Annotated in this window: 20 protein-coding genes; 18 read left to right on the top strand and 2 right to left on the bottom strand. The window is 49.8% G+C overall.

Annotation, left to right across the window (positions count from 1 at the left end):
- Positions 1 to 6: 6 nt before the first annotated feature.
- Both NIA71_RS11980 and NIA71_RS11975 read right to left on the bottom strand, forming a co-directional pair.
- Entirely contained in the window at positions 7 to 2055 is a 2049-nt protein-coding gene (locus NIA71_RS11980; protein WP_253020501.1) for a sigma-54 interaction domain-containing protein, read from the bottom strand.
- 186 nt (positions 2056 to 2241) lie between these two features.
- Positions 2242 to 3912, bottom strand: a complete 1671-nt coding sequence (locus tag NIA71_RS11975; protein ID WP_253020500.1) for a thiamine pyrophosphate-binding protein — start codon at positions 3910 to 3912, stop codon at positions 2242 to 2244.
- Between the two features lie 968 nt (positions 3913 to 4880).
- On the opposite strand from NIA71_RS11975, the gene NIA71_RS11970 reads away from it, so the two are divergent.
- From NIA71_RS11970 to NIA71_RS11885, 18 genes are all read left to right on the top strand, one after another.
- The gene (locus tag NIA71_RS11970; protein ID WP_148398522.1) at positions 4881 to 5195 is read left to right on the top strand and encodes a hypothetical protein; all 315 of its coding nucleotides are present in this window, start codon (positions 4881 to 4883) and stop codon (positions 5193 to 5195) included.
- Positions 5192 to 7141 carry a V-type ATP synthase subunit I gene (locus tag NIA71_RS11965; protein ID WP_148398524.1) on the top strand — a complete coding sequence of 650 codons (1950 nt, stop codon included), beginning with the start codon at positions 5192 to 5194 and terminating at the stop codon, positions 7139 to 7141. Before NIA71_RS11970 ends, NIA71_RS11965 begins: the two co-directional genes overlap by 4 nt.
- 1 nt (position 7142) lies before the next feature.
- Positions 7143 to 7634 carry a V-type ATP synthase subunit K gene (locus NIA71_RS11960; protein ID WP_148398526.1) on the top strand — a complete coding sequence of 164 codons (492 nt, stop codon included), beginning with the start codon at positions 7143 to 7145 and terminating at the stop codon, positions 7632 to 7634.
- A gap of 18 nt (positions 7635 to 7652) precedes the next feature.
- Positions 7653 to 8237 carry a V-type ATP synthase subunit E gene (locus NIA71_RS11955; protein ID WP_148398528.1) on the top strand — a complete coding sequence of 195 codons (585 nt, stop codon included), beginning with the start codon at positions 7653 to 7655 and terminating at the stop codon, positions 8235 to 8237.
- 21 nt (positions 8238 to 8258) lie between these two features.
- Positions 8259 to 9257, top strand: a complete 999-nt coding sequence (locus NIA71_RS11950) for a V-type ATPase subunit (protein WP_148398530.1) — start codon at positions 8259 to 8261, stop codon at positions 9255 to 9257.
- On the top strand, positions 9247 to 9564 hold the full coding sequence (locus NIA71_RS11945) for a V-type ATP synthase subunit F (RefSeq protein WP_148398532.1): 318 nt from the start codon (positions 9247 to 9249) through the stop codon (positions 9562 to 9564). Before NIA71_RS11950 ends, NIA71_RS11945 begins: the two co-directional genes overlap by 11 nt.
- A 22-nt stretch (positions 9565 to 9586) precedes the next feature.
- On the top strand, positions 9587 to 11359 hold the full coding sequence (locus NIA71_RS11940) for a V-type ATP synthase subunit A (protein WP_253020499.1): 1773 nt from the start codon (positions 9587 to 9589) through the stop codon (positions 11357 to 11359).
- Complete coding sequence (locus NIA71_RS11935) at positions 11359 to 12738, top strand: V-type ATP synthase subunit B (protein WP_148398536.1); 1380 nt, start codon at positions 11359 to 11361, stop codon at positions 12736 to 12738. The genes NIA71_RS11940 and NIA71_RS11935 overlap by 1 nt, the downstream gene beginning before the upstream one ends.
- Positions 12739 to 12750: 12 nt before the next feature.
- On the top strand, positions 12751 to 13407 hold the full coding sequence (locus tag NIA71_RS11930) for a V-type ATP synthase subunit D (protein WP_148398538.1): 657 nt from the start codon (positions 12751 to 12753) through the stop codon (positions 13405 to 13407).
- A gap of 1 nt (position 13408) precedes the next feature.
- Positions 13409 to 13822, top strand: a complete 414-nt coding sequence (locus tag NIA71_RS11925; protein ID WP_148398540.1) for an ATP-binding protein — start codon at positions 13409 to 13411, stop codon at positions 13820 to 13822.
- A 10-nt stretch (positions 13823 to 13832) separates the two neighbouring features.
- Positions 13833 to 14162: a DRTGG domain-containing protein gene (locus NIA71_RS11920; protein ID WP_148398542.1), complete on the top strand. Its 330-nt coding sequence runs from the start codon at positions 13833 to 13835 to the stop codon at positions 14160 to 14162.
- Positions 14163 to 14177: 15 nt separating this feature from the next.
- Positions 14178 to 14894, top strand: a complete 717-nt coding sequence (locus tag NIA71_RS11915; protein WP_148398544.1) for a PHP domain-containing protein — start codon at positions 14178 to 14180, stop codon at positions 14892 to 14894.
- A gap of 5 nt (positions 14895 to 14899) precedes the next feature.
- Positions 14900 to 15520: an ATP-binding protein gene (locus NIA71_RS11910; RefSeq protein WP_148398546.1), complete on the top strand. Its 621-nt coding sequence runs from the start codon at positions 14900 to 14902 to the stop codon at positions 15518 to 15520.
- On the top strand, positions 15471 to 17075 hold the full coding sequence (locus NIA71_RS11905) for a [Fe-Fe] hydrogenase large subunit C-terminal domain-containing protein (protein WP_148398548.1): 1605 nt from the start codon (positions 15471 to 15473) through the stop codon (positions 17073 to 17075). Before NIA71_RS11910 ends, NIA71_RS11905 begins: the two co-directional genes overlap by 50 nt.
- A 4-nt stretch (positions 17076 to 17079) precedes the next feature.
- Positions 17080 to 17424, top strand: a complete 345-nt coding sequence (locus NIA71_RS11900) for a (2Fe-2S) ferredoxin domain-containing protein (protein ID WP_148398550.1) — start codon at positions 17080 to 17082, stop codon at positions 17422 to 17424.
- Positions 17425 to 17956: 532 nt separating this feature from the next.
- Positions 17957 to 18730 (top strand): nitroreductase family protein, encoded by a 774-nt coding sequence (locus tag NIA71_RS11895; protein WP_253020498.1) that lies wholly within the window; start codon positions 17957 to 17959, stop codon positions 18728 to 18730.
- A gap of 11 nt (positions 18731 to 18741) precedes the next feature.
- A complete protein-coding gene (locus NIA71_RS11890) occupies positions 18742 to 19098 on the top strand; it encodes an ArsR/SmtB family transcription factor (RefSeq protein WP_253020497.1) in 357 nt (118 codons plus the stop codon).
- Positions 19099 to 19866: an EFR1 family ferrodoxin gene (locus NIA71_RS11885; protein ID WP_148398556.1), complete on the top strand. Its 768-nt coding sequence runs from the start codon at positions 19099 to 19101 to the stop codon at positions 19864 to 19866.
- Positions 19867 to 20382: the final 516 nt, after the last annotated feature.

Below are 20382 nucleotides of genomic sequence, written 5' to 3'. Positions count from 1 at the left end.
AGCAGGCTACTCCTGTTTTATCCCATATTTTTTAATTTTCCGGTAAAGTGTGTTGCGGGCAATCCCCAAATGCTGAGCTGTAGCCTGTATGTTATGGTTGTATTTTTTTAAGGCATCGATAATCAGCAGCTTCTCATAATCCGTGAGAACGCTTCCTTCGTCGGAGGCTTCTTCCTGGGCGGGATCCGCTAAAATCAGCTGGTTATCCTGCTTTTGGTAGAACTCGAAGATTCCGTTATACGTGCAGATATCGGAGATGGAGATGATGTTATTGTCATTGACTCTGGATAAAACCAGGCATCGCTCCAGTACGTTTTCCAGCTCGCGGACGTTTCCCGGCCAGGAATAGCTCTGCAGCAGGCGGCGGGCATCCTCGTTGAGCTTGATATCCCGTTTGAACTGCTTGGAAAAACTATCGATAAAGTTATCGATCAAGCGGTCCACATCCCCGATTCGCTCCCGCAGGGGGGGAATTGATATAGATATCACGTTAATTCGATAATAGAGATCATCGCGGAAATGGCCTTCCTTTACCAGCTGCCATAGGTCCTGATTGGAGGCCGCGATAATGCGGATATCGATGGAAATCTCTTCTGTCCCGCCGACCCGCACGATGGTCTTGCTTTGCAATGTCCGCAGCAGCTTGGACTGCATTTCCATAGACATGGAATTGATCTCGTCCAAAAAGAGGGTGCCGCCGTTGGCTGCTTCAAATTTACCGATCTGTCCTTCCCTTTTGGAGCCGGTAAAGGAGCCGCCCACATAGCCGAATAGCTCACTTTCCAGTAAGGAATGGGGAATTGCCGAACAGTTGATGGCAACAAAAGGCCCGCTGGAATAGTTGCTTTCATTGTGGATGGACTGGGCGAACAGCTCTTTGCCCGTGCCGCTTTCTCCCAAGATCAGGATGTTATTGTCCAGCTTAGCGGTTTCCCGGGCCAGCTTGATGGTTTGCTGAATTTCAGGACTTTCGCCGATGATATTGTCAAAGACATAGGTGGCTTTGAATTTTTGGGAACCGGCGCCGGCGCACTTGTTAATCAGCGCCTTTTTAAAAATCCCAATGGCCATAACCAATTTTTCGTTGTCATTGACCACAGGCTTTATGGTAGCGAAAAAAGTTTCCTGGGTGGAACCGATGTTTAGTACCACTTTACGATTGGCAATGGAGTGGGGCGAATTGAGGACTTCGCGGAACGGATTTTTCCCCCAGATAGTTTCACAGTTGAAACCGATCAGGCTGTTCCAGCCCTCGCCCAGTGTATTTTGCGCAGGTGAGTTGGAGAAAAGTATTTTCCCTGTATTGTCCACAATAATCGCAGGATCTTCGATCATTTCAATCACCGATGTGATAGTTTTTTCGTTGATTCCCGAGTAGGAACGGATGTCTTTGGAAATCAAATATTCAATATAGTATTTCAAAGTGACCAGCATGCCCAGCGTATGTTTATGCATGGGCCAGCAGTTTCCCTCAACAGTCAGCACCAGCAAAAGGTTTCCCGAAGAGTCCATAATGGGAACGGAGGCGCAGGTGAGACCGTGGCACATGGTTTTGTAATGCTCATAAGCCATAAGCTGGACCGGACGCTGCAGGAGGGCGGCCAGGTTGGTGGATGTCGTTCCCGCATCGGCTTCCGTGTGGCTTTCACCAATGATGAGTTCCCGCCGTTCGGAATCCTGTCCGGCAATTTTTTTGCCGAAACGCATCAGCAGGCATAGTTCCTGATCGTACAAGTCGATGCGATAGCCGGAATCGCGGATGTTGTCCGCGGTTTCCTGAAGGATCGGGCGAACCAGCTCGATGATCCAATTATTTTTCTTCAGCTTTTCCGATAATATATGTAAGGGGACCGTGACCACATGTTCATCATAAGGGTCCATTCCCCGGTCTTTACAACGCTGCCATGAACTGAGTACTTCCGGAGAAATATCAATGGACGAGGCTACGCGTCCGGTACTCATGAACGTTTTCCATGCCTGTTCCTTTGCTGACATGTTCTCCTGGAGCAGTTTCCATTCCGTCAATACATCTCCGTTCCAATTATAAATCGTCATAATGATATCCTCCTGTTGCAATGAAAGAAAATTCGTTTGGTCTAATTATATACCAAAGAACTGACGAAGTGTTCGCCAGTTCTTGGATTTTATTACGCAGGAAGTATCGTCAACGATATTTCCTGCGTATCAACAAAGTCTACTTCTTTTAAGAATCAGCGAAGCCGATTTTGTTATGATTGTAATTTATCTGGGAATCAGGGCCATAGGAATTTCGGCGGCCCGCTCTGTACGGATATCGATTACCGCGGGCCGTCCGCAGGCCAGCGCGTCGCGGATGGCCGGGCCGATCTCTTCCGGCTTGTCCACCTGCCGGGTCCAGCAGCCATAGGTTTCTGCGATCCTGCAGAAGTCTACGTCCGGATATTCATATCGTTCATGAATCAAATCCATCTGATCTTTATAGACCAGGGACAGGTCCGGGCGGCACTGAACCAGAGCCATGTTGTTATTGATAATGGTCACGGTGTTGATTCCATTGCGGACAGCGGTTTCCATCTCGTTTAAGTGATAGTAGAAAGCGCCGTCTCCGGTGAAACAAATAACCGGACGATCAGGGGCAGCGCATTTGACGCCCAGGGAAGCCGGATAGCTCCAGCCCAGAGAACCGGCTGCGCGGATGTATTTCTGGGAAGGCTTCATACGGAGCATGGTGGAAGACCATACGGCGGAATAACCGGTGTCCGCTACCAGTACTGCGTCGCCCGGGAGCGCTTTGCTGATTTCCATGCACAGGCGTTCGGGGCGGATGGGAAGCGTGTCCCTGTTTTGCTTTTCTTCATACTCGTCTAACGTTTCGCGGACATATCCCTGGACTATTTCTTTCCACGGCAGATGATCTGCTTTGTCTACCTTTTCAATCAGCTGAGATAAAACCACTTTGGCATCGCCCAAAAGACCGGTGCAGTTGGGATAATTTTTTCCCAGCTCCGTGGGATCGATATCGATTTGAACCACCTCTGTGGAAAGAGCCGGAACCTTCCAAGCCAGGGTGGTCTGATCGCCGGTCTGTGTTCCGACAAAGATGACCAGATCGGCATCCATAACGGTTCGATTGGCGCAATCCATGCCGTATTCGCCCACGATTCCGCTCCATAATTCATCGGTTTCATCCATCAGCGCCTTGCCGTCGGGCGAGGTGACAACCGGGATATCGGCTTTTTTAGCCAAGCCGCACGCTTCTTGTCCGGCGCCTGAGATGGCTGCGCCTCTTCCTAGGACCAGCACGGGCTTTTGGGCGCGGTTGATTTTATCGGCGGCCAGATCGATGTCGCTCTGCTCCGCGGCCGGACGAAAAGCCGGATACTGGGTGTATTTTTCTTCAACCATAACCGGCTGGGAAACGCTGCCCACTTCAATAACCCGCCCGGTGTGATTGCTCATGTCCGCATGTACGGGTCTGGGTTTTCCCGTGACAGCCGCCCGGTAACATTGCCGGAGCACCGTTGAGAGCTGTTCAGATTCGGAAACGTCCGCGTTAAACTTGGTGATCCCTTCATAAAGCAGGCGATGGTCCGCTTCCTGATAACAGCCTCGATACTGGTAGGTGGGCGGTTTTTTCCCAGTAAAGGCAATGACCGGCGAGTTTGCCAGCCAAGCTTCGTGAATCCCACCAGCCAGGTTAGCCGATCCGATGGATTGAGACATGCATATGCCAGGTTTTCCAGACATGCGGGCATACCCATCGGCCATGTAGGCGGCGGCGTTTTCCGAATGAGCCATGATCCGTTTCACGTCCATTTCTCCGAACTGGCGGTTCACCATCCGCAGCATGGCCTCCACGTAGAAGATATGCGTCAGGCCGTAGCCTTTCAGCGTATTGGCGATAAATTGATAGCCAGGAATTTTTTCGCTCATTTTCTAGTTCCTCCTTAACTAAAGAAATAATAATTTGTTGCCAAATAAAAACGCAAAAAGCGTACCAAATTATAATGGAAAGGCAGGCGGCTGATGTCAGGCGGAAAGAAAGCGTTGTATTTGTAAGCGACGAGCGGATTTTAACTTTTTTGAATAGTGAGAAAAAGGCGGCTTAAAATTTGGAGCCTTGGCGGGAGGATGTTAAAAAAGAGTGCAGTCCTTCGTTTGTCAGTGTTACATAGTGGAACAACGGCGGAGGGATGGAAATAGAGATTTGTTTGGGAGCGTTTTTGACGGTGCACTTCAACACCCCTTTGGCAAATCATCGTGGATGCATCAAAATCTGTCTCTCCACGATGATTTTTGGGTGTTTTGGGACAAATCGGCCGGGAAAAAGAGAGAAATCATCGTAAATGACCAAAATTTCTATTAGCAGCGATAAAAAATCATCGTAATTCCAGCCGTAAGGAAGCGCTGACGATAATTGGCGGCCCCATGCCGCCAATCATTCCACTTCCTATCCTGCTCCCCATATTTCTCCCGCCCATCCCCGGCCTCCTTCGCAGCACCGTCCCAGCCAGCCCTATTGGCACCGGCTTCCCACAACCTCCGCAGCAGCATGTATATCTTCCTACTAATCGGTCTAAAATAAAGTATAAATATGTAAACTTTTTTAGCAAATTAGTACCATTTTTTGTGAAAAAATGGTCGAAATTTCTGTATATGAATAAAAATACACAAAAAATGCTGTGAAACAATCTGTAAATCTATTGGAACCATAGGAAATTTATTTCCGATGAGGCGTGAAACGGTTGAAATTTGTGGCGTAGACAAGATTGTGATTAGTCAGAATTGCGTGAAAACAACTACTTTTTCATAACGCTTTTTAATTAATATGCAGTCTGTTAATATATATAGGTAGGAATTATTATTTTTTATAAAAAAGGTGACGAAAGGAGGGAGTGCATATGCAGGATGTTATTGACAGAATTAAATCCGCTGAAAAAGAAGCGGAGGATTTGAAAGCTGCGGCCAGGAAACTTGCAGACGACGCGGCGGCCCAGGCAAAAGTCGATGGGAAAAAGCACATCGAAGACACCATCGCCAAAGCCAACCGAGAAGCTGCCAAAATCACCAAGCAGGCTGAGGAAAGAGCTGCGGCATCAGCAGCAGAAAAAATCGCTGCCGCTCAGAAAGAAGCGGATAAGATTCTGAAGATCGCAGAAAGCAGAATGGACCAGGCGGCACTTGTGATTGTGGAAGGGATTGTGGATAGTTTATGATTGAAAAAATGGAAAAAGTCTACATCTACAGTCTCAGAGGGCAATCCACAGACATAATGGAGGACATACAGCGATGCGGCGTCGTAGAACCGACTGCGACCCAGTCCATGCTGGAAGAAGATGCAGTAAAGATACTGGAAAGAAGTGAAAGCATCGACTTATCCAGAGAAGAAGATCTGGTGGACAAACTGGACGAATGTATCGCAGCCCTGAAAGAATTCGGTGAAAAGAGAAGCCTCTTTTACAAGCGGCCTCTAGTGACCTACAAGGAATTGACCAATGATCAGGTTCTTTTCGATACGATGAAAACCTGTGATCACATTGAAGGAATTGTAAAAGAACGAAATCGTTACCAAAAAGAACTGACAAAAGCAGAATTCGAAAGAGCTTCCTTCGTTTCATGGGAATCCCTGGATGCGGAAATCGGGGATTTTCGGACACAGCGCACCAAACTGCTGTGTTATGTCCTGCCGGCTCCCCGCGATCTTGAAGAAGTAGAGGCGGCAGCCGGGGAAAAAGAATTGGACGTTTATCTGAAAAAGATTTCAGAAGACGACGAAAACCGATACATGGTCGCTCTCTTTCATCAAAAAGATGAAAAAGCAGTAAGAGAGACCATCAGCATGTTCGGAGCCAAAGAGTTCACCCTGGAAGGCATTCGCGGAACCTTTAAAGAAAACATCGAAAGCTGCGACCAGAAAATCGCGGTTCTGACAAAACAAGTAGCAGGGGAAAACGAAAAGCTGAAAGCACTGGCGGAAAAAAGAACAGAACTGGAAATGGCTTACGATGCCATAAAAGTCCGGATGGACTGTCTGGCTAGCAAAGACAACCTGCTTCATACCGACAAGGTGGACATCATCACCGGTTGGGTCGTGGCTGACAAAAAAGATAAAGTCAGCCGGGAACTGGAAAAATACACCTGCTGCTATGAATACACAGAACCGGAAAAAGACGAGGACTTCCCGGTACTGATGAAAAACAGCAAGCTGGTAGCGCCTTTCGGAGCGCTGACAGAGATGTACTCGCTGCCAAATGCAAACAGCATGGATACCAACTGGGCCATCGGATTTTTCTTCTTCCTGTTCTTCGGAATGATGCTGTCCGATGCGGGTTACGGCCTGCTGCTGACCGTTGGAGGACTGGGAGCTGCCAAACTTCTCGATGTTGGAGAAGGCATGAAACGGCTTCTGACCATGCTGGGAATCAGCGGCATCTCCACCATCATCTTTGGCTTGATTTACGGAAGCTTTTTCGGCGACGTGATTCCGTCGGTAGCAAAAGTGTTCTTTGGCAAAACCGTTGAGATTCCCCAGCTGATCGACCCGCTGACTCAGCCGATGGTCGTCTTGGGACTGTCCTGCGGCCTGGGTGTCATCCATCTGTTCCTGGGTATGGGCTTTAAAGCTTATCTGATGATCAAACGGGGCGACAAATGGGGCGCGCTCTTCGATGTGGGATTCTGGTACATCTTCCTCATCGGACTGCCGCTGCTGATTCTGCCGGGCCGGCTGAAAATGATCGGCATCGTCATGTCCATCGTTGGAGCGCTGGGACTGGTCTGCACACAGGGAAGATCAAAGCCCACTATTTTCGGAAAAATCTCATCGGGCGTTATGAGCCTTTATGATGTGACCGGATATTTCTCCGATGTGCTGTCCTACTCCAGAATCCTGGCTCTGGGACTGGCAACAGGAGTTATCGCCAGCGTTGTCAATACCATCGGTACACTGACAGGCGGCGGAATTGTTGGAGCAATTTTATTCATCGTAATCTTTGTATTCGGCCACGCCCTCAATATGGCAATCAACGCCTTGGGCGCATACGTGCATTCGGCCAGACTGCAGTACGTTGAATTCTTTGGAAAATACTATGAAAGCGGCGGCAGAAAATTTGAGCCGCTGAAAGCAAGAACGAAATATGTAAACGTAACGGAGGAAAAATAAAATGGAAACTTTTGGAACTTTATTTACAAATGGTAACTTTTATGCATATTTAGGCGTTGCCCTGGCTGTAGGCCTCTGCGGCATCGGTTCCGCCAAAGGCGTAGGCCTGGTAGGTCAGGCGTCATCAGGCGTACTCAGCGAAGACCCAGAACGGTTCGGTCAGTGTCTGGTACTGCAGGCTCTTCCTGGTACGCAGGGTATCTACGGATTCCTGATCGGATTTATCATTATGCTCAACAGCGGAATGATGAGCGGCGACGTACAGCTTTCCGTAGGCACAGGCGCATATATCCTGGCTGCTTCACTGCCCATCGCACTGGTTGGTCTCCTTTCCGGAATCGCTCAGGGCAAGGTTGCCGCTGCGGGCATCAACATCATCGCGAAAAAACCGGATCAGCTGTCCAAAGCCATGGTATCCGCAGCGCTGGTAGAAACCTACGCCATCCTGGCATTCCTGATTTCTATGCTTTTGATCTTCAACATCGAAATGTAATCGGAAAGGGAATTCGTTATGGATAATATTTCAAAAATACTGGATGCTATCCGGGCGGAAGGTCAGGAAGAGGCGGATAAAATTACCGCTGCCGGACAGAAGAATGTAGAGGAAATTCAAAAGCTCTACAGCGAAGAAGCCGGCATCGAAGAAGGCGCTATCCTGAAAAGAGCCCTCAAGGAAGCAGAAGAAATCACGCAAAGAGGGGTTTCCCAGGCCGGTATTGAAAGCCGCAACACCAAGCTGACGGCAAGACGCGCGGCGCTGGAAAAGACCTTTGAACTGGCGGCGGGCAAGCTGGCCCGGCTGCCGGAAGCAGAAAAGCTGAACATATACGAAAGGCTGATTGGAAGATACAGCGGCAGTAAAGAGGTTACGATCGTGCTCAACGACGCCGACTGCAAAGCCTTCGGAAAAAAACTGGCGGAGGCGGCCGGAAAGGCCCACAATCTGGACGTAAAGCTATCACAGCAGACCGGCGATTTTCTGGGCGGCCTGATCATTCAGGAAGGCGAAGTCGAAACCAACTGTACCTTTGAAGTGCTCATAAACGATCGAAAGAAAGAGACGGAATCAGAAGTTGCGGCAATGCTTTTCGCATAAAGGAAAGGAAGGTATGTATTTATGGAAAAAGATGATACAAAGTACCTGCATGCTGCGGCACGAGTCCATTCTCTGGAAAATCAGCTGATCTCTCAGCAGGATTTATTGAAGGCCATCGAAGCATCCGATGCGGAAGATGCTTTCAAATCCCTGGCCGGAAAAGAAATGTTCCGGGACGTCTCCCATGGAGACTACGAGGCTGCTTTTGAGGCGGACCTGGTGAGAACGTATCAGCTCCTTGAAAACATTACTGAGCAATCGGAAGTGACCTATGTTTTCCGCTATCCGGCAGACGGTCACAATCTGAAGGTGTATGCAAAAGCAAGGCTTGCCCAAGGCGAGTTTGACCATCTATATAAACAGACCGGTACCTTTAGCCCGGAGCAGATGGAAGCGGAGCTCTCAGCGAAACGTTTTGAAAAGGTTCCCCAGATCCTAGGGGAAGCGGCTCTTGAGGCTATGGAACGTCTGGCAAAGACTAAAGACTCCCAGATCGTGGATATCATTATCGACAAGGCGGTGCTGGCGCTGATGAAAGAAAAGGCAGTAGCGCTGGATAATCCGCTGCTCATCGAGTACGTGGAAGCCAAGATCGACCTGATCAACATTGAGACCGCGGTCCGGCTCATCCGCATGAAAAAGGATGCTTATGAGGTAAGACGAATTTTCGCAGAAGGCGGAACCATCGATCCAGCGGACATCGACGAAGGCTATTCGGCAGGCTATGAAGGCATCAGCCGTCTCCTGGACAAAGCAGGAAAAAAGCGCAGAATGGAAAAAAGCGTACCGGCTTTACGGCATGGGGAGCCGCTGAATGTCTATGAACAGAATCTAGACGGATGTTTTAAGGACCTGTTTGATAAGGCCAAAGTCATTCCCTTCGGTTTGGAGCCGGTGATCGCGTTCCTCTATCTGAAAGACCGTGAGATTCGGGCTGTCAGACTGGTGCTGGTATCAAAAGTGTTCGGTCTTCCAAAAGAATTGATCGTAGAAAGGTTGAGGTACATCTATGCAGACTAAAATCGCTGTGATTGGTGACCGCGGCAGCGTACTGGGCTTCAAGGCCATCGGCTTCGATGTCTATGAAGTGGCGGGAGAGCCTTCCATCGCCGGTCTGGTAGCGGACCTGGCGAAACAGGAATACGGCATCATCTTCGTCACCGAAGAACTTATCGCAGCCAACCTGGACGTGGTTGAAAAATATAAGGACGATATGCTTCCTGCCATCCTTCCTATTCCCAGCAGAAACGGAAGCCTTGGGATCGGCATGGAAAACATACACAAGAATGTAGAGAGAGCCGTAGGTGCGGACATCTTTAATAACTGAGAAAAAAGTAGGTGAAAAAATTATGGACCATGGACAAATCGTAAAAATATCCGGTCCGCTGGTCGTTGCGGAAAACATGAAGAGCGCCAACATGTTCGACGTTGTCCGCGTAGGTGACCTGGGGCTGATCGGTGAAATTATAGAAATGCGGGGCGACAAAGCTTCCATCCAGGTATACGAGGAAACCGCCGGCCTCAAGACCGGCGACAAAGTCGTGACCACGGGAGAACCGCTTTCCGCCGAACTGGGGCCTGGAATCCTGGAAATGATCTTTGACGGAATCCAAAGACCTCTGGAAGTGATTAAAGGAAAGACCGGAAGCAACATCGCAAGAGGTGTTGAGGTCACTTCCCTTGACCATGATAAAGAATGGGATTTCAAACCGACTGTCAAGGCGGGCGACGCCGTGATCCCCGGCGATGTGATCGGTACGGTGGATGAAACCAAACTTATCGTTCACAAAATCATGGTTCCGGTGGGAATCAGCGGAACGGTTGAAGAAATAAACGGCGGCATGCATAAGATTACCGATACGGTTGCCAAGATCAAGACAGAAGACGGAACCGTTGAGGAAGTCATGATGATGCAGAAATGGCCGGTAAGAAAACAGCGGCCCTTTAAAAATAAATTATCTCCGGAAGTTCCCATGATCACCGGTCAGCGGGTTATCGACACCCTGTTCCCCATCGTAAGGGGCGGAGCGGCAGCCGTTCCGGGACCATTCGGATCGGGAAAGACCGTCGTTCAGCATCAGCTGGCAAAATGGTCGGACGTAGACCTGGTTGTTTATGTAGGCTGCGGCGAGCGTGGAAACGAAATGACCGAGGTACTGATGGAGTTCCCGGAACTGAAGGACCCCAGATCGGGCGAATCTCTGATGAACCGTACGGTGCTCATCGCTAACACGTCCGATATGCCGGTAGCTGCCCGTGAAGCATCCATCTATACAGGTATCACCATTGCCGAGTATTTCCGCGATATGGGCTATTCGGTCGCCATCATGGCCGACTCCACATCCAGATGGGCCGAGGCCCTTCGTGAAATGTCCGGACGTCTGGAAGAAATGCCTGGTGAAGAGGGATACCCGGCTTATCTGACATCCCGTTTGGCCCAGTTCTATGAACGGGCCGGTGAAGTGGCATGTCTGGGAAGCGAAGAAAGAACCGGCACCCTGACCGCCATCGGAGCCGTATCTCCGGCCGGCGGCGACAACTCCGACCCGGTCGTACAGTCCACCCTGCGTATCGTAAAGGTATTCTGGGGACTGGATTCGGGCCTGGCTTACAAGCGGCATTTCCCGTCCATCAACTGGCTGACTTCCTATTCCCTGTACAGCGAGACCATCGGCAACTGGCTCAATAAGAATGTTGCCGACGACTGGACTAAATGCGTGACAGAAACCAACAAACTGCTCCAGGTGGAATCGGAGCTGGAAGAAATCGTAAAGCTGGTTGGATACGATTCGCTGTCCCCTTCGGACCGTCTGATCCTGGAAGCTTCCAGATCCATTCGCGAGGACTATCTGCAGCAGAATGCCTTTGATGATACGGACGCTTACACTTCCCTGAAAAAACAGTATAAGATTCTCAAGATGGTTCTGACCTTCTACAATGAATCGGTCGTAGCCCTGGAAAAGGGCGTGGATATCAATCGTATTCTCGATATGAACGTCCGCGAAAAGATCGCCAGAGCCAAATATGTGGCGGAAGATGAAATCGAAACCTACATGGAGGATACGGCGGCTGAACTGACCAAAACACTGGATCGGCTGATGAAAGAGGAGGTGGCAGGCTAATGTTAAAAGAATATAAAACCATATCGGAAGTAGCAGGCCCTCTGATGCTGGTCAAAGGCGTTGAAGGCGTGGCCTACGACGAACTGGGCGAGATACAGCTGCAAAGCGGTGAAAGAAGACGCTGCCGGGTACTGGAAGTAAACGGAGACGACGTGCTGGTACAGCTCTTTGAAAGCTCCGCGGGAATCAACCTGCAGGACAGTAAAGTGAGCTTTCTCGGGCATTCCCTGGAATTATCCGTGTCCGAAGACATGCTGGGAAGAGTATTCTCCGGCATGGGCCAGCCCATTGACGGCGGCCCGGAGCTGATTCCGGAAAAGAACGTAGACATCAACGGACTGCCGATGAACCCGTCGGCCCGTGTTTATCCCGATGAATTTATCCAGACCGGCGTTTCCGCCATCGACGGACTGAACACCCTGGTAAGAGGACAGAAGCTTCCTATTTTCTCCGGCTCCGGTCTGCCCCACGCCAAGCTGGCGGCCCAGATCGCAAGACAGGCCAAGGTGCTCAAGGGTGAATCCAACTTCGCCGTTGTATTCTGCGCCATCGGTATCACCTTCGAAGAATCGGATTACTTCATTTCCGACTTCAAAGACACCGGGGCCATCGACCGTACCGTTATGTTCATCAACCTGGCCAACGACCCGGCCATCGAGCGTATCGCCACCCCGCGTATGGCTCTGACGGCTGCCGAATACCTGGCCTTTGAAAAGAATATGCACGTGCTGGTTATCCTGACGGATATCACCAACTACGCCGAGGCTCTCCGTGAGGTATCCTCTGCGAGAAAAGAAGTTCCGGGACGCCGGGGCTATCCTGGTTATCTCTACACCGACCTGGCTACCCTTTATGAGAGAGCCGGAAGAAAAGAGGACAGTGACGGTTCCATCACCATGATTCCTATCCTGACCATGCCGGAGGACGACAAGACCCATCCCATCCCCGACCTGACCGGGTATATCACAGAAGGACAGATCATTTTGTCCAGGGAGCTTTACAGAAAGAACGTAATGCCGCCTATCGACATTCTGCCATCCCTGTCCCGTCTCAAGGACAAGGGTATCGGACCGGATAAGACCAGAGAGGACCATTCCGGCACCATGAATCAGCTCTTTGCGGCTTACGCAAGAGGTAAGGACGCCAAGGAACTGATGACCATCCTCGGTGAAGCGGCGCTGTCGGAAACCGACCTTCTGTACGCCAAATTCGCGGAAGAATTCGAGCAGAAATACGTTTCCCAGGGCTTTACCACCAACCGTGAAATCACAGAGACCCTGGATATCGGCTGGGAGCTGCTCTCTATTCTGCCGGAAAGCGAGCTCAAGAGAATCAAGCCGGAAATGATTGAAAAATATGGCGTTAAAAAAGAAAAGTAAGGAGGCGGGGATATGGCAGTTTTACAAGTAAACCCGACCCGAATGGAGCTTTCCAAGCTGAAAAAACGCCTGGCCACATCCACCAGGGGCCATAAGCTCCTCAAGGATAAGCGGGACGACCTGATGAAAAAATTCCTGGAGCTGATTCGCGAGAACATGGATTTGCGGGTGCAGCTGGAAGAAAAGATGGCCCAGGTCTACGCGGGTTTTGTGGTGGCCGGAGCCGCCATGGAGGATGCTTCCCTGCAGGAAGCCCTCATGCTGCCCCAGAGACAGGTGTATGCCAGCGTGAAAACAAAGAACGTCATGAGCGTAAACGTTCCCGACTTTCAGTTCACCGATACCGGCGATGAGGGAAGAGATATCTACCCTTATGGATTCGCCTTTACATCCGGCGAGCTGGATGCTTCTGTGGATGCATTGCAGGAGGTTCTGCCTTTAATGCTCAAGCTGGCGCAGGTGGAAAAAACCACTCAGCTTTTGGCGGAAGAAATTGAAAAAACTAGAAGAAGAGTAAATGCTTTGGAATATGTCCAGATTCCGACGTTGCAGGAAACCATCAAAAGTATTACAATGAAGTTAGATGAAAATGAAAGAAGTAATCTGGCGAGATTGATGAAGATTAAGGATATGATGATTGCCCAGCAGCGGCAGGCATTGGAAGAGTGATATGAAACTGGACTTTATAATCGACGGAAATAATTTTGACATGGCCGGAGAGGCATCGAGCAGCGTCAAGAAAACCTTGGCGCAGCTGGGTGTGTCTCCGCCTGTTATAAAGAGGGTTGCAATCTCCATGTATGAAGCTGAAATCAATGCTTTTATCCATGGAGGGGGAGGCAGCGCCCAGGTGGATATCGACAGCAGCCGAATTGAGATCATCATTCAGGACTCGGGGGCAGGTATCCCCGATCTGGACTTGGCCATGCAGGAAGGCTGGTCGACGGCCAGCGAGCAGGTGCGCAAGATGGGATTCGGCGCCGGGATGGGCCTTCCCAACATTAAGAAGAATACCGATGTGCTGGAAATTGAAACAGCACCTGGACAAGGTACAAAAGTGAAAATGATTATCAATTTTGAGTAGGGAGGTGCCTATGAACGTAAAAGAACTGGCTCAGGCTTTGGGCGCGCAGCTTTTGACATCCGGAGGCGCGCAGCGGGAAGTGACAGGGGTTTATGCCTGCGATCTTCTCAGCCGTGTGATGAGCGGATGTGAACAAGGAAATGCGTGGATTACCGTTCAGACCCACCTGAACGTGCTGGCGGTGGCCGAATTGGATGAGGCGGCCTGTATCATCGTACCGGAAGGCATTACCGTTGAAGCGGGGACTGCAGAGAAGGCGGAGGAACAGGGTATGGCCATTTTGTCCAGCGAGATGACCACTTATGAGCTTTGCTGGAAGATCCATCAGCTGCTGTCCTAGGGCAGCAGGACAATTATGAATTGCTATTATGACTTTCACATCCATTCGGCGTTATCGCCCTGTGCGGAAGAAGAAATGACGCCTAACAATATCGTGAACATGGGGCTGGTCAATGGGCTGGACATGATCGCGGTTACGGATCACAATTCTGCCCGAAACCTGCCGGCGATCTGGCAATGTGCCGCGGACAAGGGGCTTTTGCTGGTGCCTGGAATTGAGGTGGAATCCATAGAAGAAGTCCATATCAGTTGTCTGTTCCCACAACTGGAAGCTGCCGAAGAAATGGGCCGCTTTGTAGGAGCCCATCTTCCGCCCATCAACAATAAGGCAGAAATCTTTGGTCCTCAGTACATATTCGACGCCCATGACCGGATCACAGGGGAGGAGGAGCGGTTGCTGCTGGTTTCTACCGATCTGACAGCTGAGCGGGTTTTCCAGACAGCCCTTTCCCTTTCAGGGTGCGCGTATTTTTCCCATGTGGACCGGGATTCTTACAGCGTTCTGTCTGCCCTGGGAACAATGCCTGCGGATATCCAAACCTCAGTGGTGGAGGTGTCCGATTCACAAGCGGGCAGGCAGTTTGCTAAGGGGAGAAAGGATCTGGCGGACAAACGCTTTCTTTATTCTTCCGATTGCCACCGGCTGTCGGAGATGAGCAAGCGTAAAAATAAGATCGATTTGCCGCAAATGACAACGCAAGAAGTAATCAACTGGATAAAAGACATGAGGTGAATACAATGAAAGAACTGTCTCTGCATATCATGGATGTTATGCAGAATTCCATAACCGCGGAAAGCACCAAAATCGCAGTCAGCGTTAAGACCTGTGACAATGACAGGCTGCTGACGATTACGGTAGAGGATAACGGCTATGGTATGGACGAAGAGACACTTAAACGAGCGACTGACCCTTTCCATACTTCCAGGACGACTCGGCTTGTGGGGCTGGGGCTGCCCATGTTTAAGGCAGCGGCCCTTCTTACCGGAGGCGATTTTATCCTGGAATCGGAACAGGGCAGAGGAACCGTGCTGACAGCCGTGTTTGTCAATGAATCCATCGATCGACAGCCCATGGGAAATTTGGGAAACGTTTTTTTCCTCACCATGCTTTCCCATCAGGACTTGGAACTTTCCCTGGTGCTGTCCAGCAGCAGAGGAACCTTTTACTTTGACAGCAGAAAATTTGCCGTCGCCCAGGAACGCTGCGGCAACAGTTATATGGATGCGGCGTTCAGCGCCGAAACATTTATCAACGAACAGGCGGAACTGATCTTCCGGGATATTCTGCCGGAGATGGGAGGTGGCCTCCATGGAATTGAAGGAAGTTGTAAGACTGATAAAAGGCAGGCTGCTCTATGAGACGGAGGAAATTCTCGATCGGGAATACGCTTATGCGGTAGCGTCCGACCTGATGAGCAATGTGATGCTGGATACGGCCGACGACAGTCTGCTGATCACCAGCCTGGTTAATCCCCAGGTAATCCGTGCCTCAGAGATGATGAACATTACTTGCATTATCCTCACCTGCGGCAAGACGGTTACCGATACCATGATGGAACTGGCCAAGACCAGGAACATCGCTCTGGTGGAAACCCACTATACAACCTTTACCGTATGCGGAAAGCTGCACAACATAGGTATGCGGGAAGGACCGGTGGCAACAGAGTTGAGCCAGGTAACCTCCATACAGCTGGATAAGGAGCGGTGCATCGGCTGCATTCATTGTGTAAGAAACTGTCCTACTGAGGCGATCCGCGTCAGGAGCTGGAAGGCGACCATCAGCCCGGAGCGGTGCATAGAATGCGGCATGTGCGTCAAGGTATGCCCCAGACATGCTACCAGACCTGTGGTTGATACCTTGGAGGCGATGAATGAATACGATTACAAGATCGCCATACCGGCCACGTCTTTCTTTGGGCAGTTCAAAGGGATCAAAAGCAGGAATCATGTTCTGACCGCCTTAAAACAGATCGGCTTTGATGATGTGTATGAGGAAGCCATTGGCGCAGAAATGATTAGTTATGCCACCAGAAAACTGCTCCAATCGGGAGAGAAGGAGCTGCCTTTGATTTCGTCGGGATGCCCGTCCGTGCTGAAGATGATCCAGATCGGTTATCCCAATTTGCTGGACCATGTGGTGGATTATCGTCCCCCTGTGGAGGTGGTTGCCAGCATGGCGCGGCGGGAAGCTGAGAAAAAGTATCCGCATAAGAAGATCGGCATTTTTTTCATCGCTCCCTGTACGGCAAAGATTTCGTTTATCAAGGAAAGCGACGAGGTGATCGAGACTGATGTGGATGTGATGGTAGCCATCTCTGAGGTCTATAAACAGGTGCGGGCAAAGCTTAAGGTTCTGAAGGACTCAGAAGTAGAGGATTTGGCGCGGTCCGGGGTCATGGGGCTTCGGTGGACCAATCCGGGGGGCGAGAGTCTGGCCCTTAATACGGATAAATTCATAGCCGTAGATGGAATTGATGAAGTGATGGATATCTTTGAAAAGGTGGAGGATGAAAAGCTGGAGGGCGTAGATTTTATTGAGGCGGAAGCCTGCATCGGCGGGTGCTTCGGCGGCTCTCTGACAGTGGAAAACAGCTATTCGGCCAAGGCCAATATGAAGGTGATCCTGGATGAAGCCAAAGCGAAATACGGAGATCGGATTCTCAATTATCCGGGAAGCGAAGAAGAACTGAAGCGGAACCGGGAGCTGCTGTACAGGCCGGTGCTGCAGCTGGATCAGGATTTAAGCGTGTCTCTGAAGAAAATGGAAGAAATGGGAAGGATCGTCAGTACGCTGCCCGGTGTGGACTGCGGCGTCTGTGGGGCTCCGACCTGCAAGGCTTTTGCAGAAGACATTGTACGCGGTTTAATTACGGAGAGAGCGTGCATCATTCTTAACCGCACGCGTGGGAGGTAGAAAAATGAAGACATTAGAAGAACTGGAAAAGATCAGCAAAGGTGAAGAGGAAGAAAAGAAAACAGGGAAAATGACCATTTCCATAGGGATGGCCACTTGCGGCATCGCGGCGGGAGCCAGGCCGGTCATGAATTCCTTTGCCAATGAGATTCGTACCAGAGGGCTGAAAAACGTTGATTTGACAACCATGGGCTGCATTGGCATGTGCAAGTTGGAGCCTATCGTAGAGGTCTACGATGAAGATGGAATGAAAACGACTTATATTAAGATGACCGCAGATAAAGCCGCAGAGGTGATTCGCCGCCATATTATCGGCGGGGAAATCTGCAAGGAATACACAGCGGAATAATTATTGCGCGGCGCGGCAGCCGCGTCGAAAGTTGTCGAATGTGAAAGTTTGCTCAACAATTGCCCTTGCGAGGCCAGTTGTTGAGCTTTTTTTCATTCTTCCTGGCGCCCTTAGGGGGATTTTTTATGTTGCCGCCTTTTGAGGAGCGCTGCCTGCTGCCTAAAATTAAAAAAATCTCCAATTTATATTTATATTCACATGTACCTCAATTTCGCCCATTTGGAATAGAAATCCGAAAAATAAATAAAATTCGGCAGACCCTGATGCTTTTGATAAGGCTCAGCATCCCCAGGGCCCCTCGGAAGGTCTGATATTCCCAAGATACTGCAGCATCCCCAGGGTCCCCCAACCCTCCCCGGGACCTCTGGGCAAGGCCTGGCACACACCCAGGGCCCCTCCCCGGGGCTCAGCCTCAATGCTCCACATTTCCCACACCCACAAAATTCAATGGTAACGTGTTTCTTTACCAATGTTGCAATATCAGGCACCTTTGCTATAATGGTTAATGAACTTTAACGAAAGGTGATGAGCGATGAAACAACATGTAATCGAAATCAATCAGGATAAATGCATCGGCTGCGGCTTGTGTGCCAAGACGTGCGCTGCCCATAATATTGCCATGAAAGAGGGCAAGGCCCAAATAAAATTGGACAGCTGCATCAAGTGCGGCCAGTGCTGCGCGGTCTGCCCGAAAGAAGCGATCCATATCAGCGGTTATGATTCAAAACCCATTACGCGAACAGAAGAGAATCGCTTGGATCCAAAAGAAGTGTTGGACGTTATCCGCTTTCGAAGAACCATCCGGCAGTTTCAGCAGAAAGAAATTCCAAACCATGTGGTAGAACAGATTTTGGAAGCGGGGCGGCTGACCCATACAGCGAAAAACATGCAGGACGTATCCTTTGTTGTCCTGGATCGGGAAAAAGATACGGTCGAACAGATGGCTGTCCGCCTGTTCCGCAGGCTAAAACCTTTTGCAGACCTGATCAGTCCCATGGCTAGAAATAACCAGATTGACAATCACTTTTTCTTTTTCCGGGCGCCGCTGGTGATTGTGGTTATGGCAAAAGATAGAACCAATGGACTTCTTGCGGCACAAAATATGGAATTTGTGGCAGAAGCCAATGGGCTGGGCGTACTGCTGAGCGGTTTTTTCACATCCTGCGCCAATGCTTCCCGCAAGATTAAAAATACCCTCAAGATTGAAAAGGGCAAGAAAGCGGCAGCTACGCTGGTACTGGGCTATCCGGACGTGAAATTTTTCCGATCCGCCCAGCGTGAAAAACTGGATGTTAAATATATGTAAAGGATGTTAAGATGGAAAGAGAATGTGAAGAACGACTGCAAAAAATCACCCGTGGCTTTCAAGGATGCAGAGCTGCCTTTACTGCCCTTGGAGACGAAACAAGGCAGCTGATTTTAATGGTACTGTTGGAAAGCGACCTGTCCGGTATCCGCGTCGGCGAGATCGCAGAAAAGACCCATTTGACAAGGCCATCGGTTTCCCATCATCTGCAAATACTCAAAGAAGCGGGAATTGTAGCGATGAGAAAAGAAGGGACGAGAAATTATTATTATATCAACCTGGACGAAACCCAATGGAAGGAGATCGTCTCATTAATCAATCTCGTTTACAAAAGCATCGGGCACAACCATGATAAGGAGGAAGCGTAAATGATTTTATATTTTTCCGGAACCGGAAACAGCGAATATGCCGCAAAGCGAATCGGCAAGGAGCTGCAGGACCAGACCCTCAATCTCTTTGAAAAACTCAGGGACCGTGATTTTTCTCAAATGGGATCAGAAAAACCGTGGGTGATCGTCGCGCCCACCTATTGCTGGCGGATCCCGCGCATTCTGCAGGAATGGCTGGAAAATACCCCGCTGACAGGAAACAAGGACATTTATTTTGTCCTCACCTGCGGTGGGAACATTGGAAACGCAGGAGCTTATACGAAAAAACTGTGCCGCACCAAAGGCATGAATGATTTGGGCTGCATCCCCATTGTCATGCCGGAGAATTATATCGCCCTCTTTCATACCCCAGGAAAGGAGGAGGCGATGGAAATTATCCGCCGGGCAGAGACGGCAATCACGGAGGCTGCACAATTGATCAAAACCAAACAGCCCTATTGCCGGCCCTCAGTCACACTCATGGACCGGTTATCCAGCGGGATCGTCAACGATCTTTATTACCCGGTCATCGTACATGCGAAAAAGTTTTATGCGACCGATGCCTGTATATCCTGCGGTGAATGCGAAACCCTCTGTCCTCTGAAAAACATCCATATGGAACAGGGGAAGCCGGTGTGGGAAGATCACTGTACCCATTGCATGGCCTGCATCTGCCGCTGTCCCAGCCAGGCTATCGAATACGGCAAAAATAGCAAAGGGCAAGTACGCTATATTTTCCCAAAAGAGCTTACTAAAAAACTTTTTTAAAAAATTTTAAAAAAGTTGTAACATTCCGCACATGAATTGCATCTTATATTATAGAAGGACAAAACAGGGGATCAATAAGATGTGTATTGTTTTAAATTAGGTGTGTGGCTTGTAAGGGAATTTGGGAATAGGTAAGTAAAGAGGCTGGTGCATATAGCGACAGTCTCTTTTATTGGAAAATCGAAGGTCGCCCGCCCCATCCCGATTCAACCCGGTCCGCCGCATTTCATCGCTGGAGCCCTGAAAAAACCTTGATCGCGATAATTTCAGCTCCATTTCACAGCAGATCAGCCCATATTCAGAGGGAAATTATCCCCCGTGAACACTTTTACAGCAGATAGCGATAAAAAACCATCGTAGATCAGAGTTGAGTGATCAATGAGCGATGATTCCGGCACAAGCTCGATTTCCAAGCCTTGAATTTAAAATCCACGCCAATCCCGACATGCCTTGCAGCCGCAATCCGCCCAAAAGCTAGAATGTTTGTTTCAATTAACAAGAACGAACATGAAAATT

The sequence above is a fragment of the Ihubacter massiliensis genome (assembly GCF_024125305.1).
In the GTDB taxonomy this organism is placed as follows: Bacteria; Bacillota; Clostridia; order Peptostreptococcales; family Anaerovoracaceae; genus Hominibacterium; species Hominibacterium faecale.
The sequence above is the reverse complement of the archived record's forward strand: the minus strand, read 5'-3'. Positions and strand labels throughout refer to the sequence as shown.

Excerpts from the sequence above, each read along its gene's own strand:
- NIA71_RS11945 (WP_148398532.1), top strand. The coding sequence starts at position 9,247 with ATGCAGACTAAAATCGCTGTGATTGGTGACCGCGGCAGCGTACTGGGC.
- NIA71_RS11935 (WP_148398536.1), top strand. The coding sequence starts at position 11,359 with ATGTTAAAAGAATATAAAACCATATCGGAAGTAGCAGGCCCTCTGATG.
- NIA71_RS11900 (WP_148398550.1), top strand. The coding sequence starts at position 17,080 with ATGAAGACATTAGAAGAACTGGAAAAGATCAGCAAAGGTGAAGAGGAA.
- NIA71_RS11930 (WP_148398538.1), top strand. The coding sequence starts at position 12,751 with ATGGCAGTTTTACAAGTAAACCCGACCCGAATGGAGCTTTCCAAGCTG.
- NIA71_RS11885 (WP_148398556.1), top strand. The coding sequence starts at position 19,099 with ATGATTTTATATTTTTCCGGAACCGGAAACAGCGAATATGCCGCAAAG.
- NIA71_RS11925 (WP_148398540.1), top strand. The coding sequence starts at position 13,409 with ATGAAACTGGACTTTATAATCGACGGAAATAATTTTGACATGGCCGGA.
- NIA71_RS11960 (WP_148398526.1), top strand. The coding sequence starts at position 7,143 with ATGGAAACTTTTGGAACTTTATTTACAAATGGTAACTTTTATGCATAT.
- NIA71_RS11890 (WP_253020497.1), top strand. The coding sequence starts at position 18,742 with ATGGAAAGAGAATGTGAAGAACGACTGCAAAAAATCACCCGTGGCTTT.
- NIA71_RS11905 (WP_148398548.1), top strand. The coding sequence starts at position 15,471 with ATGGAATTGAAGGAAGTTGTAAGACTGATAAAAGGCAGGCTGCTCTAT.
- NIA71_RS11940 (WP_253020499.1), top strand. The coding sequence starts at position 9,587 with ATGGACCATGGACAAATCGTAAAAATATCCGGTCCGCTGGTCGTTGCG.
- NIA71_RS11965 (WP_148398524.1), top strand. The coding sequence starts at position 5,192 with ATGATTGAAAAAATGGAAAAAGTCTACATCTACAGTCTCAGAGGGCAA.
- NIA71_RS11975 (WP_253020500.1), bottom strand. The coding sequence starts at position 3,912 with ATGAGCGAAAAAATTCCTGGCTATCAATTTATCGCCAATACGCTGAAA.
- NIA71_RS11955 (WP_148398528.1), top strand. The coding sequence starts at position 7,653 with ATGGATAATATTTCAAAAATACTGGATGCTATCCGGGCGGAAGGTCAG.
- NIA71_RS11970 (WP_148398522.1), top strand. The coding sequence starts at position 4,881 with ATGCAGGATGTTATTGACAGAATTAAATCCGCTGAAAAAGAAGCGGAG.
- NIA71_RS11915 (WP_148398544.1), top strand. The coding sequence starts at position 14,178 with ATGAATTGCTATTATGACTTTCACATCCATTCGGCGTTATCGCCCTGT.
- NIA71_RS11920 (WP_148398542.1), top strand. The coding sequence starts at position 13,833 with ATGAACGTAAAAGAACTGGCTCAGGCTTTGGGCGCGCAGCTTTTGACA.
- NIA71_RS11980 (WP_253020501.1), bottom strand. The coding sequence starts at position 2,055 with ATGACGATTTATAATTGGAACGGAGATGTATTGACGGAATGGAAACTG.
- NIA71_RS11950 (WP_148398530.1), top strand. The coding sequence starts at position 8,259 with ATGGAAAAAGATGATACAAAGTACCTGCATGCTGCGGCACGAGTCCAT.
- NIA71_RS11910 (WP_148398546.1), top strand. The coding sequence starts at position 14,900 with ATGAAAGAACTGTCTCTGCATATCATGGATGTTATGCAGAATTCCATA.
- NIA71_RS11895 (WP_253020498.1), top strand. The coding sequence starts at position 17,957 with ATGAAACAACATGTAATCGAAATCAATCAGGATAAATGCATCGGCTGC.